Origin of the sequence: Hippea maritima DSM 10411, assembly GCF_000194135.1 — a bacterium.
GTDB classification, from domain to species: Bacteria; Campylobacterota_A; Desulfurellia; order Desulfurellales; family Hippeaceae; genus Hippea; species Hippea maritima.
In genome coordinates this window covers 662,244-681,132 of record NC_015318.1, presented here as the reverse complement: position 1 = coordinate 681,132, position 18,889 = coordinate 662,244, and the positions used below count along the sequence as shown (strand labels likewise).

16 protein-coding genes and 1 pseudogene are annotated in these 18,889 nt (G+C 40.1%); 14 read left to right on the top strand and 3 right to left on the bottom strand.

From position 1 onward, the window contains the following. Positions 1-76 precede the first annotated feature (76 nt). The 5 genes from HIPMA_RS09720 to HIPMA_RS03495 all read left to right on the top strand — a co-directional run bounded on the left by HIPMA_RS09720 (position 77) and on the right by HIPMA_RS03495 (position 5,425). On the top strand, positions 77-2,134 hold the full coding sequence (locus tag HIPMA_RS09720; protein WP_013681694.1) for a hypothetical protein: 2,058 nt from the start codon (positions 77-79) through the stop codon (positions 2,132-2,134). A gap of 38 nt (positions 2,135-2,172) precedes the next feature. Continuing rightward, a complete protein-coding gene (locus HIPMA_RS03515) occupies positions 2,173-2,610 on the top strand; it encodes a hypothetical protein (protein ID WP_013681693.1) in 438 nt (145 codons plus the stop codon). A 1,097-nt stretch (positions 2,611-3,707) separates the two neighbouring features. Further along, a complete protein-coding gene (locus HIPMA_RS03505) occupies positions 3,708-4,121 on the top strand; it encodes a single-stranded DNA-binding protein (protein ID WP_013681691.1) in 414 nt (137 codons plus the stop codon). A 96-nt stretch (positions 4,122-4,217) separates the two neighbouring features. Then, complete coding sequence (locus HIPMA_RS03500) at positions 4,218-5,138, top strand: ParM/StbA family protein (protein ID WP_013681690.1); 921 nt, start codon at positions 4,218-4,220, stop codon at positions 5,136-5,138. 17 nt (positions 5,139-5,155) lie between these two features. Next, positions 5,156-5,425: a hypothetical protein gene (locus HIPMA_RS03495; protein ID WP_013681689.1), complete on the top strand. Its 270-nt coding sequence runs from the start codon at positions 5,156-5,158 to the stop codon at positions 5,423-5,425. A 33-nt stretch (positions 5,426-5,458) separates the two neighbouring features. On the opposite strand, the gene HIPMA_RS03490 is transcribed toward HIPMA_RS03495, so the two are convergent. Next, the gene (locus HIPMA_RS03490; protein ID WP_218915361.1) at positions 5,459-6,631 is read right to left on the bottom strand and encodes an ATP-binding protein; all 1,173 of its coding nucleotides are present in this window, start codon (positions 6,629-6,631) and stop codon (positions 5,459-5,461) included. A 232-nt stretch (positions 6,632-6,863) separates the two neighbouring features. Here HIPMA_RS03490 and HIPMA_RS03485 point away from each other — a divergent pair, with 232 nt between their 5' ends. From HIPMA_RS03485 to HIPMA_RS03465, 5 genes are all read left to right on the top strand, one after another. After that, positions 6,864-7,106, top strand: a complete 243-nt coding sequence (locus HIPMA_RS03485; protein WP_013681687.1) for a hypothetical protein — start codon at positions 6,864-6,866, stop codon at positions 7,104-7,106. A 23-nt stretch (positions 7,107-7,129) separates the two neighbouring features. Then, complete coding sequence (locus HIPMA_RS03480; protein WP_013681686.1) at positions 7,130-7,882, top strand: complement resistance protein TraT; 753 nt, start codon at positions 7,130-7,132, stop codon at positions 7,880-7,882. Positions 7,883-8,014: 132 nt separating this feature from the next. Further along, on the top strand, positions 8,015-8,338 hold the full coding sequence (locus tag HIPMA_RS03475; protein WP_148226556.1) for a hypothetical protein: 324 nt from the start codon (positions 8,015-8,017) through the stop codon (positions 8,336-8,338). After that, entirely contained in the window at positions 8,335-9,261 is a 927-nt protein-coding gene (locus HIPMA_RS03470) for a GGDEF domain-containing protein (RefSeq protein WP_013681684.1), read from the top strand. Before HIPMA_RS03475 ends, HIPMA_RS03470 begins: the two co-directional genes overlap by 4 nt. A 185-nt stretch (positions 9,262-9,446) precedes the next feature. Beyond that, positions 9,447-10,418: a DNA-methyltransferase gene (locus HIPMA_RS03465; protein ID WP_013681683.1), complete on the top strand. Its 972-nt coding sequence runs from the start codon at positions 9,447-9,449 to the stop codon at positions 10,416-10,418. 72 nt (positions 10,419-10,490) lie between these two features. On the opposite strand, the gene tnpA is transcribed toward HIPMA_RS03465, so the two are convergent. After that, positions 10,491-10,895, bottom strand: a complete 405-nt coding sequence (tnpA, locus tag HIPMA_RS03460) for an IS200/IS605 family transposase (RefSeq protein ID WP_013681682.1) — start codon at positions 10,893-10,895, stop codon at positions 10,491-10,493. 50 nt (positions 10,896-10,945) lie between these two features. Here tnpA and HIPMA_RS03455 point away from each other — a divergent pair, with 50 nt between their 5' ends. The 3 genes from HIPMA_RS03455 (at position 10,946) to HIPMA_RS03445 (ending at position 17,561) form a co-directional block, all read left to right on the top strand. Beyond that, positions 10,946-12,175, top strand: coding sequence for an RNA-guided endonuclease TnpB family protein (locus tag HIPMA_RS03455; RefSeq protein WP_013681681.1), 1,230 nt, complete (start codon positions 10,946-10,948; stop codon positions 12,173-12,175). A gap of 105 nt (positions 12,176-12,280) precedes the next feature. After that, on the top strand, positions 12,281-13,753 hold the full coding sequence (locus HIPMA_RS03450) for a conjugal transfer protein TraH (protein WP_013681680.1): 1,473 nt from the start codon (positions 12,281-12,283) through the stop codon (positions 13,751-13,753). Positions 13,754-14,021: 268 nt separating this feature from the next. Continuing rightward, complete coding sequence (locus tag HIPMA_RS03445) at positions 14,022-17,561, top strand: conjugal transfer protein TraG N-terminal domain-containing protein (protein ID WP_148226555.1); 3,540 nt, start codon at positions 14,022-14,024, stop codon at positions 17,559-17,561. Between the two features lie 30 nt (positions 17,562-17,591). Here the strand turns inward: HIPMA_RS03445 and HIPMA_RS03440 are convergent, their stop codons facing one another. Then, the gene (locus HIPMA_RS03440) at positions 17,592-17,828 is read right to left on the bottom strand and encodes a hypothetical protein (RefSeq protein ID WP_013681677.1); all 237 of its coding nucleotides are present in this window, start codon (positions 17,826-17,828) and stop codon (positions 17,592-17,594) included. Between the two features lie 151 nt (positions 17,829-17,979). On the opposite strand from HIPMA_RS03440, the pseudogene HIPMA_RS09940 reads away from it, so the two are divergent. Then, positions 17,980-18,462, top strand: a pseudogene (locus HIPMA_RS09940) (AAA family ATPase); the annotation flags it as partial. Positions 18,463-18,889: the final 427 nt, after the last annotated feature.

Here is an 18,889-nt window from a genome sequence, read left to right as displayed (position 1 = left end):
AACCTAAAACCCAACACCTACAACTCCTATATAAAGAGAGGCGGAAGAGTATAAAAAACAATAAAGGAGGATAAGGATGAGAAAGATTGCCGTGTTCTTGATGGCAGTGTTTTTCCTGCCGTTTTTAGCCTTAGCAAGCGACAACGCAGCTCAACAGTTCTCTTCCGCCCAATCAACAGGTGAGAGTGCCGGTAATTACGCTGTGCAGAGGCTTGGTAGTAAATCAGGGTTAAAAAGCAGAATTTTTACACCTGCAACAAGCGGTGGACAGGTGCAAATGCACTCACTGAATGGGCAAAACCCTTTCAACGGCAGTATAGCTTCGCCAGGCGGCAAAAAAATCCTGGAGATTTTAATTCATCCAACCCCAACGGGAGATTTATCCCCCGTCTATGTTTATGAGAATACTGGTGATGGAAATAATTACAATTATTCCTATGTAGTCCCTTTTGAGGTGTCTGGTATTTGCGCCAACGGACTTATACACTGCAACCCAGGCACATGGGATTATTGCAAGTATTATATGTGGACAACCGACTCTTCCGGGTTTTTAAAGCTCATAGAAAGACCTTCTACCGATTTTGGCGGATGTTACTGCATAAATAATTCTTGCGGTAGCAATCTTGCAAGCAATAACCTATCGATTATTTTAAAAGACATTGGTGGCGGTGCGGTTGCCGCTATGATGAAAAACGGCAACTACAGACTGAGAGTAACCGGCGTTGAGGTAAATTCTGTGGATATAATTTATTACGGACAGATAACAAAAGATACCAGCGCACCCCAACCATCCAATTATCCTGCTGATACCGCTCAATACGAATGGCAATCAGGTTCAACCAATCCGTCAACATACTACGATGCAACTAATGGTGGGTACCTGTATTCAGCAGCGGGTTCTGTGGAAAGCAGTGAGGAATCAAATCCAAATAGCATGTACAGCCTCATTGAAACCTCAGGCGCAGCTCAGAAAAACCCCATAGAGCAGCACACATGCTACATAAAAAGAATAGTGAATATTGATAAAAAACAGAGCGATCACTACTCCCCAGAGGGCGATGACACCTGTCCTGAGGTGTTTGATACCTCGATCTGTAACTCAATGTCTGATTGTTATTATGATGAAACCGGCGTGCATTGTAGATGTAATTTAAAAGCAACAGGGGGAGGAAATGGAGGCTGTGGGCAGAGTTTTGACTATCGTTTTTGCGGAAAGTTCACCACCGGCGCTTATATTTACGATGATTCTTGTGCTGTTTTGCAGATAGATGGGGTAACCGTATGGAAGCCTATGTGTTATTGGTCTGACGGAATAAACACCTTTAACGGCTCCACGACAAGAACCACAAACGGCGTGCAGCATATTTTTGCTCAATACACCAACTTTGGCGGTTGCAACGGTTATCCTCAATCGTATCTTTATATCTACATTTACCGCAAGAGATGGGATGAAGTGAGCAGTTACATTGACGACCAATGTCAGGCTTATGAAAACGACTCCAACTGCACACTAAAAGACGAATGGGTTGACAGCGTACAAACCTGGAGCAACTACGCTTCTACAGGATTAGTACCGGCTGGACAAGTCTGCAAGACATTCAACGGCTGGCAGCCTCACACTTTTTGCTATAACTGGTGGGAAAAGAAAAGAATTTATGTATGCAAAACACAAGGCTATAACTTCGATAAAGCAAAACAGAGGGCTAATACAATTGTAAATTCGACCAAAGATGTAGACGTTATGTCAGCTTCAACTCTCGGCAGCACAAGCTATCAAGATTACAGAGAGGACAACGGTTCCTGGGGCTACCACAGCGGATCCTTAACCGTGCCGTTTGCAGGCAGTCAAAACGGTTGCATGTTTGTATGCAAGGTTAAAGTTCCTGAAGAGGATACACAGGCCTATGCAAACACTAACACTTCCCAATACCGCTCCACAAACTCCTACGTCTTTGACTACCGTAAGTGCGCTGACAATAACGGATCATACTCCTGCCCTTACGATACCTCTAAAGGTGAAACAGTTGTAACTGACTGTCAATGCATTAATGAATTTGCAGAGGCGGCAACGATAATGAATACCCTTGAGAACGCGGGCAAGGATATAATTTGTTCGTCAGGGACAAAGCATTGATAGATAGGTTGCAGGCACCAGGTATTAGGTAGTAGTTAATGAATGATAACAAAGAGCTAATAAGCGATATTGCCAAAGAATACAAACTTCCGGTCGCTTACCTGAAGATATTGGTTAAGAAGAAAATTATCTCTCTACCGCCTGCATATCCCGATAAAATTATCCTCAACGCCTTGAGCAAAATCTACCGCAACGAGCAGTTGTTGAGAATATCTCTAAGCCGTATAAGCAAAAAGAGAAGAGAGAAACTTATTACCCACCCGGAGCTTGATAAGCTTGATAAGTATATATTTAATCGATTGTGCAACGGCTATAAAAATGGCAGTACCGTAAAATCTCAAACAATCCTCGCTGAATTGAATAAATTCTACAGCGTGGATATATCCAATTCTCGTACTCTCTTTTACTACAAAAAGCGTATAAAGCAGCTACGGATGAAGTGCAGAAGAGAGTTTGCAAAATCCTTCCTGTCTTAAAAAAGTCAAAACCAAAAAAAACGATCAACATCTTTTTCTCAGACCCCCCTGAGATGCTCATATTTGCCCTCTGTTGCACGATATGACACCCCCCTGTGGGTTTATACCTCTGAAGTCGAAATTGGGCGTTTTTCGTGCAACCTTGACAATACCACTATCAAGTTTTGATACGTCTGCCTTGCTCCTTAACTCGCTCCTCGCTCTATTGCCTCGCCCCGAGCCCTTTTCTCTCTGTTCTACATGCAACCCGTTAACTTTTTGCTCATTTAAATGTGCAGTTCCATTAGCCAGGTATATCAAAGGGCTCGGACGCTTCAAGAAAACCCCTCTATCGCTCACCGGTTGCTTTGGGCTTTTGCCAACACAGGTTGGCCTGCCAACATGCCAGTTGCCCAACGCCATACACAAGCTCGGCTACACGAGGGGTTTTCTTTCGCTTGCAGGCAATCACCGAGCCCGTCTTTTGCGTTCTTGTCTCTTTTTAATCTTGCAGCAGATAGAAGATCATACTCTTTCTTTGACGATGTTCCGTTTTCCTTTCTCTGTTAAGACGGGCTCGGAACGAGCGGATGCGCTCCTCGGGCTCGCTGTTCGCTTCGGGAACGATCCCCCCTATCGCTTCGCCTACTCGCTCGGTAGTGATATACCGACAAGCGGTATATCAACCTCGCTCGTGACTTCCAGTAAACCATAGCAAACACATTAGGGCTCCTAACGGCTCAGCTCCACGGGGGCATCGCCCTCGCTCTCCGCTCGCCCTCATTCATATATAGTCAACTGTTGCAAAGTGTACAGTTGTTACATTTGCAACTAATGCAACCAATGTAGCAAAGTGTGCAACTGTAACAACTGTATAAAATTTGCGGAAAGTACAACAAACGTAGTTTGTACCAGTGTCAAAATTTGAGCGCTTTTCTCTTGAAAAGTAGCAATCCGTGCAAAGTGTGCAATAGTTGCAGTTGTAACAACTGCAACAAATGTAGCAAAGTAAAAAACTGTAACACCCCTGCCTATATATAGAAGGGTATTACCTAGCCGAGCCCATCGTTGATGATCTCGGCTAGGTCTAAAACCTAATTTTTTGAGGAGGTTGCGTTATGCCAAGTCTGAATAAAGTTTTCCTGATGGGCAATTTAACCCGAGATCCTGAGTTAAGATATACACCAGCGGGTTTAGGCGTTGCCACATTTAACATGGCGGTCAATACGCCTGCAGGCAAGGACGAAAACGGGAATATAAAAACAGAGACCCTTTTTGTCGATGTTGTGGTTTTTGGCAGGTTGGCTGAGGCTGTGGGCGAATTTCTAACCAAAGGTTTTCCCGTCTTTGTTGAGGGGCGCTTGAGGTATAGAACATGGGAAGACTCAAATGGCATCAGGCGTTCAAAACACGAGGTGCTAGCTAATAAAATTCAGTTTTTGTCAGCTTTAAAAAACATGCCTGCTGAGGAAGAAGAGAGGCAGAGCAACTTTATGGTGGAGATTTCTGGCGATAACGATGTGCCGTTTTGATAGAGGTTGTGGAGGTTTTGGAAGTTGTAGAGGGTGTAAAGGTTCTAAAAGTTGTAGAGGTTTTAGAGGTTCTGAAATTAGTTGGAGGTGATGTTTATGGTAATCTTGTCGGTTGATACGGGTTATAGCTTTATTAAGTATGCTTACAAGGATAAGAATGGTAGCACTTCTTATGATAAGTTCATAACTGCTATTGCACCTGCAGGCGAGGTAGACGATTTAGGCATAGGAAAGAAAACCAGTTTTAACTATAACGGCGAGGAATACCTTGTCGGAGAAAAAGCTCTTTATAAGGGTAATGTTTTACCGACAAGGGCAAATGATTTTCTAACAACATACTCACCGTTATTTTTGTATAAGATCATCAAGGATAACGGCCTGCAGCCTGATTTAGTTACTCTATCCTTATCCATAAGCGAGTTTAAAGCAAAGTCTAAAATTTTAAAACAAGCCTGCGAGAACTTCATTGTCAATGACACGGTGTTTTCTTTCAGGGTAAAAGTTTTCCCTCAAGGACTTGGCATATGGAAGTATGCGGGATCCCCTGAGAATGCCGTAATTCTTGATATAGGGTTTAATACGATTGACGTGCTAACTGTCATAGAGGGCATGCCTATCCCTGAGTTGTCCGCTGGCTATAAAGACATGGGCGTTTGCGAGATGGCTTCAACGGTCTCTGAGCATATAAGTGCGAATATAGTCAAGAGCTACGTGCCTGAAGTCAGCGTTGTGCAGGTGCTCGCAGCCGGTAAGTTTAAGTACAAAAGGCATGAATACGACATAAGTGAACTAATTGAACAGAAAAAGGAAACCTATACCAAGCGAATTTTTGAAACTATAAGCAAATCCTCAAAACTGCAAACCGTTCTCGACAGGATAGACACATTCATAGTAGCCGGCGGAGGCGCGTATTTTATAGACGACAATCTTAAAGAGTCTTATGGCTTTGTAATACCTAACAAACCTGAATACGCAAATGTTCTCGGTTTTGTAAAGCTTGCCGAGCCTGGAAACTAAGCTCGGGGGAGGCAGCCATGCGGATTTTCTTTTCCTGCAGTGATAAGGTTTGTGAAAGCCTTGAAAAGCTGCTGAAGGCTCACGGATTAAAGGCATTATTCATGAAAAACCTTATTGAAGCTTTAAAAAACGAAAAAGGCGAAATACCGGAAGAGCATATTTTGGCAGTTTTAATGAACAAGTTTTCTGTTAGCTTCAACGAAGAAGTTAAAAGAGATAACGCTGGCAAAAGGAAAGAGCTAAGTGAATTAGATGAACTGACCGAGATAGCGAAGGGCTTTGAGTGAGTGATGGGCCGAGCCGATCGTTGATGGGCTCGGCTAGTACAAAAAACCCAATATCCAGAGAGGGATTCTGTTTCTTACGGGTATATCAATATCATCACTTATTGTAAAATCAGCGTTTTTGCTTTTTTTTCTTTTCCCACCAACTTCTATCTTTATTCCATCTACTATAAAGTCGCAATCTCTATCATCCTTACATGCAAAGACTTCATATTTTTCTTTTAGACACATTACAGCAAATGCTTCCCTTGCGCTTCCAGGATTGCCTTTGAAACAACCGTACATAGACGGATCGGAGAGAAAAATTTTTGCACCCTTTGTATACGTGAATTTTCCTGGTTTTTTGACAATATTTATTAATTCTGAGTGCTCCATAACGTATAACAAATTATAAAGTTTTTCTTTTCCTAAATCCCACTCATTGCACATACCTGAGATATTTATCGTTGGAATGGCCGAGGTTATTAAGTAGCCTATGATTGCATTCATTACTCTCAAATGTTTATCCTGTATTGAGGAAACGTAGAATGGAATATCATAATAGATTGATTTCTCCAAAAGTCCTTTTAATCGTGAGCAATATTCTCCTTCAGTAAAAATGGGCCTGATGCCGCCATTGATGTAATCGGAAAAAAGCTTTAGTATGTTTATATCCTTTAGTATTACAAATATATTTTTGTCTATATTAAAAGGATCTACTGGATCTACTAATATTCCTTGTGTAAGAAAGATGTATTCTCTGAAAGACATAAGAGGTATGCGGAACTGCACAAATCGTCTTGATAGATCCGATACGGATTTTCTCAATATCAAATTACTACTGTCGCTGATCCAGATAGTTTTGTCTGGGTAGTCATCATAAATAGCCTTAATATGCTCGCTCCATTTATTGGCGTGATGAATTTCGTCAATGACTACGCCTTCATATCCTTTTTTAAAAATTTCGCTTACAATCTCGTAAAGCGGCAAAGATGAAATCAACGGGTGGTCGGCACTGAAGTATAAGAAATTTCTTTTAGAGTTAGCGATTTTATTTATTAAGAATGTCGTTTTACCCACTCCTCTTAAACCATAAATAAGCGCACCCCTAACATCATCAATCTGGATACTTTTATAAAAGGGGCGTTTTCTCTCTGGGAGATATGTTTTTAATCGCTCTAATGTTACCTCGAACTGTTCGATGAGTTTATCCATTGTCTTCCACCTCAAGGAATAATTATAGTTCTATAATAGAACTATTTTTATAAAAAATCAAGAAAAAAGTTCTATATAAAAACTAAAAATAGGTAAACTAGTTCTGTAGTAAAACTAATATGTCGAATACGGGTAACATGCAACGCAAAAAAGTTGTAACACAACTAGCTATATATGAGGGGGTGTTAGGTACTGGGTAAATGGGTGCTGGAAACCTAACACCTAAAATTTAATAAGGAGGTTTGTTATGGCAAAAACAGTCGGAGCTCTTTGGTTAAGGGAGTATGAGAAGGATGGAAAGAGGCGCAAGATGATGGCCGGTGAGCTGGATCTTGGAGCATTGGGAACGGTGAAAATCGCCGTTTTCAAGAACGAGAAAAAGGAAAAAGAGAATCAGCCCGATTACAGAATCGTTCTGTCCGAACCCAACGACTCTACTGGCAATGCGTCTAACGGCAATGGCAATAACGACGAAGATATGCCGTTTTAAGGTAAATAGTATAGGAGGCGTCCATGCAGAAGAAAGCTTTTAGGTTACTTGGGGTTTTTATGGTGTTTGCCTTTTTGGCATCTTCTTTATCATCCTGTGTATCGACGGTTTCAACTATCGCAAGGGGTATAGAACATGCTCACCTTGAGGTGCAGGCAAAGATGTCCGATACCATCTTCTTAGAACCCGTAAAACCAGATCAGAAAACTATTTATGTGGAGTTTAGAAACACCTCTCAAGTCCCCATGCCCGATCTAAAGCAGATGGTTATCTCCAAATTGCAGGAGAAAGGTTATACGATTGTTGAAGATCCATACAAGGCTGAGTTCTGGCTTCAGGGCAATGTCCTTTACATGGGCAAGCAGAGTGAGCATATGACAATGGCTGGCTTGCTTGCCGGCGGTTATGGTGGTGCATTGACAGGATTGGCTTTTGGTAGGGGCTGGGGCAAAGTTGGAGCTGTTGGTGTAGGCTCTGCTGTAGGTGCTGCGGCTGGCGCTGTCGTGGGTGCTGCAATCCATGTTGACACCTATCTGGGAGCTGTTGATATTCAAATTAAACAGAAAGTCAACGGCGTAATTCAGAAGCAGGTTAACTCCAACCTGCAGAACGGCATGGGAACAACGGAAAGCACGACTTACAAAACAACGACACAATATCAGGCATACAGAACAAGGATAGTTGTGCAGGCAACTCAAACTAATCTCAATCTCAAAAAAGCAACGCCTGTAATCGAAGATAGGCTTGCAAAAGAGATAGCTGGAATATTCAACTAAGCCAACCTCCCACTGGCTGGGGAGTGTTCCCCGGCTGGTTGAAGGCTGGGAATGGAGGATGTAGAGGCTCTAAAGGTTGTAAAGCCGGAGCCCATTACGATGGGCTCGGTAAAGTTATAGAGGTGGTGATGTGTGATGTTAGTATTTAAAATTATTATCGCAACACTTATCTTTGCCTTGATTCAGCTATATATCTCCTCAAAAGCCAATCTCATCGCAGCTGTCGTGGCAAATATTCCCGTTTTTACTATGTTTGCCTTTGTGTCAGTAAGTAGCGGGCAGGACTTAAGGAAAATGGCACTATATCTATCTATTATGACGCTGGTTATCAGTTTGAGCTACCTAATAGTTTATTTGGCGAATATATCCGCTAAACAGGTGGCTGTAGTTGTTTTTGGCGTTGTCTGGGGAATTCTAACAGTAATTGCTTATCTACTCTTAAGGAGAGTGCTATGATACTGCAAAAAATACTGGCTGAAAGCGAGTCGCCGTCCGATGTTTTGCAGATTTTTGTTTATGATTTAACGGCAAGGACAGGATCAAGAGGAGGTTTTGTCTGTACTGAGACGACGGATTACATGGACGCTGTGATTGGTTCAATGAGACGAAGAAGAAGCTCTCTGGCAAAGGATGGGATAAGTGTGTCTAACATTAAGCCATTGGAGAAAGGCGAGAGTTTTGTATTTGATACTATTTTTATCTACAGAACCTCTTTAGGCTGGTATGTAGGTTTAGACGATCCCGAGATTGATGAGGATCACGTTGTGCGAACCGTAGAGAGGACAATGGATGTTGTTTACCCCGCATATTCGCTTTTGCTTAAACACGAGGATGAGAACAGAGACAAAGATGAGCTAACCGGTTGTTTTACGAGAAGAGAATTGTTCAGGCACTTGCGGTCTAACCTAAAAACTATGCTCACGAAAGATATACCGCTGTATGTGTTCTACATGGACTTTAACAACTTTAAGGTTGTTAACGACACTCTTGGCCATCACATGGGCGATGCGGTGCTGAGGTCAATTGCAAGCGAAATCAAGAGCATATTCCTTGGCTACGGCAATGTTTACCGTGTTGGAGGGGATGAGTTCATAGGTGTTGCTTTCGGCATAAACGAGGAGCTTGCAAACAGAATAGCAAAGCGTATAGAGGCAGTTACAAGGCAGGCGCCGTGCGGGCTGTTTGTGAGTGTGTCGGTGGCGTATAAGGTTTTTGATAGGAATACCTATTCATACACTGAAGAAAGCAATATGGACACTGTCTTAAACAGGTATTTGTCAGATATAGAAGTAGATATGTACGAGAACAAGAAAAAGATTCGCGATGCGCATGAGATACCGAAGATTATCTGTGGCCTTTGTCCGTACTGCAAATCTTAACCTAAGGTTTAATATTTTGAGCTTTACAAAAACGACATAGACTACAGCCCTGAACTGTGTAGTTCGCTATCTAAAGGCACTTTTTGATTTTGGTTTTAAATTTGTGTACAATTCGGCTAAATGAAAATCACCTAATCCGCCTTCGGGTGGAGAAAACGCCCTTTATGTTAGGGGTGGAGGTAGAGATGGAAAGAATTTATACAACAAAAAAAGGGGAATTATTTCTAGGTAATTTTACCGAAGTTTACAGCGAATACCTAAAAGAACATTATGAAAATAAAATTCAATTAATAATTACTTCACCACCATTTCCACTCAATAACAAAAAGCGGTACGGGAATTTAACCGGCGAAGAATATCTAAAATGGTTTGAGTCATTTGCCCCTATTTTTTCCAGTTTATTAAAAGAAAATGGTTCTTTAGTTATAGAGATTGGAAATGTCTGGGAAAAAAACAGGCCAGTTCAATCTTTACTACACTTAGAAGCTCTTATGAATCTGGTAAGGCATCCTTATGCAAATTTAAGACTCATTCAGGAATTTATAGTTTATAATCCTTCAAGACTACCATCACCGGCTCAATGGGTTACGGTTAATAGAATAAGAACCATTGATAGCTATACTCATGTTTGGTGGATTGCAAAAAGCGATTTTCCAAAAGCAGATAATAGGAAAGTTTTGCGACCTTACAGTTCAAGCATGAAAAACTTATTAAAAAGAAAAAAATATAACTCTGGGAAGAGACCTTCGGAACATTATATAGGAGAAAAAAGTTTCCTAAAAAATAATGGAGGAAGTATAGCTCATAATTTTTTTGAAATGAAACCATTAGATGAAAAAAGAGAGGTTAGACTTCCCTATAATGTTTTGAGTTTTTCCAATTCATCTTCTAATGATTATTTTTTGAAAAGATGTAGAGAACTTGGAATAAAACCGCATCCTGCAAGAATGCATCCGGGAGTAGCAGCTTTTTTTATTGAGTTTTTAACAGATGAAAATGATCTAGTTTTAGACCCTTTTGCCGGAAGTAATACAACAGGTTATGTTGCGGAAATGTTAAATAGAAGATGGATAGCGTGCGAGTTAAAAAAGGAATATGTAGAACAATCAAAAATTAGGTTTGAAGATCCTATTTTTGCTCAAAAAGAGGAGGTTTAACAAAATCACCAAAGAATTCTCCATCTAAATTAGAATAATTAGATGGAGATGAATTTGGATGAACGAAGTTCATTATTTTTCTGGTTTTTCTTGGGATTTTATATATTGTTTGATAACTTCAAGTGGTGCTCCACCTGTTGTAGCTATAAAATAAGCTCTTGTCCAAAAATAAGGTTTCCAATAAAATTTAGATAGATGCTCTTTGAATTCTTTTCTAATAAGTCTTGAAGATACAGTTTTTAGATTATTTGTAAATTTGGATAATTCCATTGACGGATGAGCTGATATAAGTAAATGAATATGGTCTTCTTCTCCACTAAATTCTAATAATTCTACATCCCATCTGTTGCAAATGTCCCTTATTATCTTTTCAAGTCTATTTAGCATATCTTTTGTAATACATTTTTTTCTATATTTTGTAACTAACACTAAATGATATTTCAAATCATATTTAGCGTGATGATGGGCTCTTTTCATATTGACACCTTTTTATTTTTGTTGTAAAATTATATAAAAAAAGGGAGTTTTTGCAAAAAACTATATTAAGAGCTTATAAATATAGAATTTATCCTAATAAAGAACAGGTTAAATTTTTAGAAAATCATTTTGGGGCTTGTAGATTTGTGTATAACTGTTTTTGGGGTAAATATAAAGATACCAAACTTCCAAATAAAACACTTCTTCAAAAAGAGCTTAAAGAGCTTAAAAAGAATGAAAATTATTCTTGGCTAAATCAAATAAACTCTCAATCTCTTCAAGTATCAATCCATAATCTTATCAAGGCATATAAAAGAGCTTTTAGTAAAGAAGTAGTAAAAGAGAGAAAAATTGCACTTGCAAGAGCAAATACTCCAAAACAAAAAGCAAAAGCATTAAAACTTGGATTTCCAAAATTCAAATCTAAAAAAAACAATTATCAATCATTCAATATTCCTCAAAATGTAAAAATAAAAGAAAATAAAGTTTATATTCCAAAGCTAAAAGAGGGAATAAAAGTAAAATTTCATAGACCATTATCACAGAATGGTAAAATCAAACAAGCCACTATATCAAGAAAAAATGGCAAATACTTCATATCTATTCTAATTGAAGAAGTTATAAAAATAGCTAAAAAGCCTTTCAAGGCAATTGGAATAGATATGGGGTTAGAGCATTTTATAATTCTCTCTAATGGAGAAAAAATATCTAATCCCAGATGGTTTAGAAAAACGGAACAGAGATTAAAAATTCTTCAAAAAAGATTGTCAAGAAAAGTTTTACATTCAAGAAACTGGTATAAGCTAAAAGCAAAAATCTCAAAATTTCACGAAAAAATCTTAAATCAAAGAAATGATTTTCTTCATAAAGTAAGTATTGCGATAGCCAAGCAATACTTACTAATAGCAATAGAAAATCTGTCAGTTAAGAATATGCAAAAAAATCACTATCTTGCAAAATCAATAAGTGATGTAAGCTGGTCTAAATTTGTAGAATTTCTAAAATACAAAAGTGAGTGGTATGGGGCAAAACTAATTCAAATAGATAAATTTTTTCCAAGTTCAAAAACTTGCAATATATGTGGTTATAAAATAGATAAACTTCCATTATCAAAAAGAAAATGGACTTGCCCTTATTGCAATACCACTCACGACAGAGATATAAATGCAAGTATAAATATACTAAAAACAGCATTATCAGGGATGGAACAGCCCGTAGAGCCTGTGGAGGTATGCCAAAAGGCAACCGTTGAAGCAGGAAGCCCTGACTATAATCTTTGATTTAGTCAGGGTAGTTCACTATGGATTTAGTGAACCTATCCCAGATAAACTGTAACACAACCCCCTATATAAAGAGAGGCGGAAAAAAATGTGAAGGAGGGCAATATGCTCAGAAAAATTGTCGTGGTTTTGATAATTGCTGCTTTAACAACCGCCTCGTATCAGGCAAGAGCCGACTGGGTGAGCGATTGGGTGCAACAGAAAACAAGCCTTGCGCCTAATTACTTTAAAGGACAAAAGAGGGGTTATTTTACGTTTGGTTCATTTTCGGCAAGGTGGCAACCCAGTCAAACCACCTACCTATTCGACATCCAAAAACCTTCTTTAAAGATTGGCTGCGGCGGCATTGATATCTTCGGCGGCGGCTTTAACTTCGTGAATCCTCAGTACCTTGTTCAACAGCTTCAAACCATGCTTCAGGCAGCTCCTGCAGTTGCATTTGACATTGCTTTGAAAACGCTCTGCGAGCAGTGCTCTCAGACGATTAAGTCAATTGAAGGAATGATTCAAAGGCTCAACGGCCTGCAGTTCAACGCGTGTAAGGCATCAAAAATTATGCTTACAAAAGTGGTGGATGCAATCTCTCCCGATTCTCAGTCCAGTGAAAGGGCATCAGCAGACCAGTCTCACAATGTGTTGACTGGTGCGGTTGATCTATTCAATGAGATTTTTGAGAGTGAACAAAGCATAACCCCCTCAAGTAAACCAAGCGTAAACCAGCCAGCGTCCGCTCAAACTGACTACGATAAAATGATTGCCGATTGTCCCCAGGATATAAAAGATATATTTGCTGCTTCTCAGGATAATCCCAATACAACAATTCTTGAAGGGATGGCAAAAAAACTCAATATTCCAGAGGATTATGTAGATTTAATCAGAGGATTTGTTGGGGATATTAGAATAGTTGTTGCCCAAAACTCTCAAGGCAAAAAAGAGTTAAAAATTGTTCTGATGGGGCCGTGTGCTAAGAACGATTCAACCAAAACAAACGAGTTCTACAACGGAACAGCTTATGCAGAAAACGATACAGGGGAATGTTACAGCGCAAACACAAAAAACTTAATTCAGTATGTTCAGGATAATATGTACAAAATTATACAGAAAATGAAAGATAGTGATGGCAGTAATCGTGCTTTATCGGATGAAGAACAAAGCATCATACAGACTTCACCTGTGTCAGTGTACCAGGCTTTGAAAGCTTCGGTGATTGTTGGTGATACGGACACGGTGGCATCCTTGCTTTCTGATATAACTGCAAAAGCTTATGCCTATGGTGCTTTGTCTGATCTTTACTCCAGGGCTGTACATTTGTTCTACAGGGCTGAGGAAGCTATAACAAAGGAAGGTAACTTTGGACCGAGCTGCCAGTTGAGCATAACGGCCGCGAACGTAAAAATACTGAGACAGTTCATAAATACCATTTACACTTTTCAGCAAACTATAAAGAATGACTACATAAAGTCTGCCAATGAAGTGAACGCTTTAGGCTTTATGACTAATAACTTTAGAAAAGCAAGACAGATTGTTATGCAGGAGATTTCTGATGCAGTTAACACAGCAGCAATACAACAACAATAATTTTAGAATTTTGGGTTTCAGGTGTGTCAACTCACCCTCCATTACGGAAGGGGACTTCTCGGCGGGGGGAGTTAAAGATCAAAAGAAAAGTGGTAAAGGTAGGAGGTAGGTTGTGGAAAATTATCTAAAAAGAAATATCTTAAGGTTAATAGCAAAAATAGAGAAAACAGACTCACCCCTGACACTGTGGTTTTATTACTTTGTATTAAGCGTGTTGAATAACATAGTTTTTCTCTTTTACCTGGACCAGAAAGCGCTCGGTAAGAAAGTGTGGCTGGAACTGTTTACTTTTTTAGGGCTGTCAGCCGTCGGCGTAGCTTTACACAATTACTGGCTGATAGTTCCTGCCTTTGCCGTTAGCGTATTTGCTTTTGTTCCTTATTTAAGAACCCCTCTTTATTTAGGCACTGCTGTAGGTGTTTATTTTACAGTTCTCAGTGATGTTGAAGCTTACAGGATTGGGTTCAACAGTGCAGCGCTTGTTATAATTACGGTATTTACTTTAGCAACAGGTTTTGGGCTTGTGGTTGCCTGTCAATCAATAGTGTCCTTTGTCAGAAAAATAATTAGCATGTTCAGTAAAATAAAAAGATCTTTTGGATTGATAGTTATTGTACTTATTTTTACCTCGATTAACGCTTTTGCTTTTGATCCAGGGCACGTTGAGTTTTACACTTACGGCGGTTTTGACGCTATCAGCAACGCGTTTCAGTTCATCTCTCTGATTTTCTCCGACAAGGCTTATCAGGGTTTGTTTTTCACTGTTATGGCTTTGTCTCTGTTCTTTGCTGGCTTCAGGAACTACATACGATCTCTTCAGGGTTTGCAGACAGGCAATATCCTCGCATGGAGTATGCCTGTTATAATTGCTTTTGTTCTCTATATGGCACTTATTGTTCCAAAGGGGCAGGTAACCGTTTACGACACCGTATTAAACAAATCTCAAACTATTGGTAATATCCCTATAGGCATCACAACTGTTGCGGGCATTGCGTCCGATGTTGAGAACGGTATTATCCGGATGATAGACACAACCGAAATTGATCCTGACCTGAATTACGAGAACTCGGCAGGTGGTATAGGAGTAATGGCTATCCTCAATATGGCCATTCACGGTGTAAGATCCGACGATGTATACCTCGACATGAGCATAGAAAAATATATCAAAGACTGTGTGTTCTACGATATAGGAAATTCGTATAGACCTGGCCACATAACGTTCGACGATTTAGTAAACACTTCTGAACCTTTCTCTGATATACTTGCCAAAGCTTCTGCTTATAAGAGCATATACACTGTTTATTACGATCATAATAATACCGCAGGTGAAGCTGTAACCTGTAATCAAGCATGGAATAATATAGCGAATATTCTCAATAATAATCAGTATTTTCGAAATACCCTCAAACATTTATGTGCAAGCGCCGGCATTGATACAACCGATACAATTGCTCTTAATCATTGTATAGCTGTAACCACAGCCTACATAAAGAACCTCTACAACAACAACTTCACAGATATCACAGCGGATGCTTTTAGCTTTATCAGGCAGGGATATATAGCTACAGAGATATACAATGCATCGGTTGCGGCTAATTCACCATTCCTGACGAACTACAAGATGACCAACACGGGCATAAATATAGGCATGGCATTTAACACATGGATACCGACCATCAGGGCGGTTTTGATAGCGTTAGGTCTTTCCCTGTTGCCTTTCCTGATCATATTTCTTCCTACACCTTTCTACGGAAAAGTGATTGGCGCAGTGGCAGGAGTGTTTGTTTTCATGGTCTCATGGGCGGCGATAGATGCGGTAATTCACCACTTTCTTGTTGATGAGGCACAGACACTCTTCCAGTCTGTGATTATCCACAACGTAGGCTACGGAGCATTCATGAATATGCAGCTTCCTCTTGAAAGGTCTTTAGCGGCTTGGGGCTATGTGAGAAGTCTGGGTATGGGTATGGCACTGATAACAGCAGGTATCTTCACGAAAGTTGGTGCTTACGGGCTACAGATGGCTGCAGGCAGGCTCGAAGGAGCAGTCACCTCTCAGGCATCAGGCATCGGCGAGCAGGTTACAAACCCTGCAGAGAAAGGAAACGTCGAGAAGAGCATTATCACCAGCGAGGCATTTGATACTGGAATCGCCCCTGCCTTCGATGCAGGAGATTTGATTAGAGGGACAGCAAACCTGGAGGCAAAGAGGATAGGAGCGGGGAATGCGTATAAGGGGGTGAAGGATGCCTATAAGACGGGATACAACGCAGAAAGCATAAGCACAGGGCAGACCAATGCTATTGCGGATGAGGCAAAAAAACACGGCATGACGCCAGATCAATATGGCGGTAAATTGGGAACTGAAAGCGCTGTTCACAACATAACTGCATGGAACAAGGCCGGTGGAGCAGCAAATCTGGGATACTTAACAGGAGAACAAAAGGCTGTTGGTGCTACATCCCCTTATCAGGCGTATAGAGAAAGTGTAAAAGAAGGCAAATTTAAAGGTAGTTTTCACGATTGGTTGATGTTCCAGGAAAAGACACACCAATTATCTGTTTTTGGCCAGAACCTGGCAACCAAAAAAGCTGCAGATAAATTGGGCGAAGGTATAATAGGAATGGTAGAAAAACAAAGAATTGGGTCTAATGAGAAAGCTTATGTAGAAGGTATGGGGTATGATGATGTAGTAGATCGAGTTCCTCTGAAAAATCTCATTGCCGCTACTGTTAATAAAGAGATGTATAACACAGGGAAAGACTTAAATATGGCATCCACACCTGGAGATGCTTACGATCTGGGTGCATTTGCAGGTAGGAAACAGAATGCCGATTATGCGTTTAATAGGGCGTTTTACAATACACCGGAAAACATGTCTCAGATAGAGGCTGCAAAAGCATTCGACCAGCAGGCCGTTGAGCCAGAGATTGCACAGGCTCTTGTTTCGAATGACAAATCTCTCATCAGCAGGGCCGATAAAGATGTAGAAAAGCTTATAACTGTAGGCGGAGAGAGAGGAAAGGCTTTTGCAACAAGTGCATTAGCCGGGGCGATGTTGAAGTATGTGGGCGGAGAAGTGCATACAGGAATGACTGATACGCACCAAGGAATTATATCGACTGAAGGAGAGGCTAATGTTGAAGGTTACAGTAAAGTTGGAATTAGTATTTTGGGTAATGGAGCTGGAGTAGAAGGTAGTCTCAGCGGGTCTGTAAAAGATAAAGTAGCTGATTATCTTGACAAAAAATACGGCCTCAACATCACCGGTAAGCAGGTGGATAAACTCATTTACTCCAAAGCCCAGAGTATAGTGGACAAATACGGTGCAACGGGTGAGGCTGTAACCAAAGCAAGAGACTTTGTAAAAGACTTAACCGGTGCAATTAAAAACAACGACATGCAAAAAGTAAGTAATTTGTTGGGGCTTTCCGGTGTAACCAACAACATTAAAGAAGCTCACGCTCAGGGATCAAATCCTGCAAGGCAGATTCAGGACATTTGGGACAATGGAGCAGGAGCTATGAAGTCCTACCTGCATGTTTTGGAGCACACAGGCAAGGAGTTGCTCCACGGGGTTAAGGATACTCTATCAGGCGGAAACCAAAATAGCGATCCCATGCTGAAAGGTATAGGAAAACCAGTTACTCACTTACATGTGGGTAGCAACAATGCCGACGACACTGATCGTATACTACATGCCGGCATTTTCGCTGCTGGTAGCTCAGCCTCAAAAGATACCCCATCAAACACTCAATCCAACTCCAGCAATAATATACAACCACCGAGCGATCTGGATGTGAGGTAATAAAATAGGCGGGGAAACCCGCCTAGTTTTTTATTTTGTATCAAAAGATCTATGAGACTCGAAGGCAGGGTTAGAAGCCACATCATCTATTAAAGTGTCGTCTTTGTTTTCTATCTCACTATCACTTATAAGTGTACTATTCTCTCTCACCCACGCTTTTCTGTTCTTTACATCTACAGCATACATAGGATCATTAGCCATTTTCCATCTTCTAATGCCGATTATAACCGCTACTATCGTGAAGATAACCGCAATAAACCACAGCATCTTTCCACCTCCTACCACTTTTATTGTAACACTTAACCCACATTTAAGGGTTTGTCAAGCTTTTTAGTCGGTTTTTTGTGATTCTGACGGGGAAAGGTTGACAATAGATGATTTAATGATATTATGAATTTAGTTTGTAAGGGGAAAGGCTATGTTTTCATTGAGGTTTACAATAAGGAATTTTGGCAATATAAAAGAGGCCCAGATAGAGCTTAAGCCTTTAACGGTCTTTATGGGCTTTAACAACACTGGAAAAACCTACCTTTCATATCTGCTTTACGACCTGCTGAAGTCGAGTCCCAACATATCTTTTAACTTTGATAGCGAACTTCAGGATAAAGTTATAGATGGGCTGGTAAGAAATAGAAGCTATAGCATAGATTTAGAGGAGTATTTAACCAAAAACAGAGCAAGAATAGAAAAACGGATAAACGGTGTATGCAAAGATTTCGGAAAAAGAGTATTGAATTCAAAGCAGTCATTTGGAGACGCAGAGTTTGAAATTGAAAACATTTTCAGCATGAGAGATGAGAATGAAAATAGCTCTGTATCCGCAGAGCTTTATGGAAGAAATATAGAAGCAGTTTTTGAGGGAAATACAATAACCATAAAAACAAATAAACCTATAACTAAGAGAAATTTAAGAAAGGGCTCAAAAGCATACAATACATTTAAAAGCAGATTAGAGGATTTCTTAAATTTCTGCGTAAAAAGCTCCTTATTCCCAGGAGAGGTATTCTTTTTACCGGCAGAGAGAGCAACACTTATACAGATGATGGGCTACCTGGAAAATCTTGTCTTTTCTTATGCTTTACTTGGAAGCCCAATAGGGCTTAAGCTTCCTTTTCCCGTTGTTGATTTTAAACATTACTTTGAGTTTTATTCTTCAGGCAAAAGCTTTTTTGGAGATGTATCGAGTTTTCTTGAGTCTGAAGTGCTGGGCGGAGAGGTGGATATAATTCAAAAAAATTCTACTCATATACTCATAACACTCATCCACAAAACTGTAACACCCTTCCCTATATATAGAGGGGAACCAAGCCCATCACGATGGGCTTGGC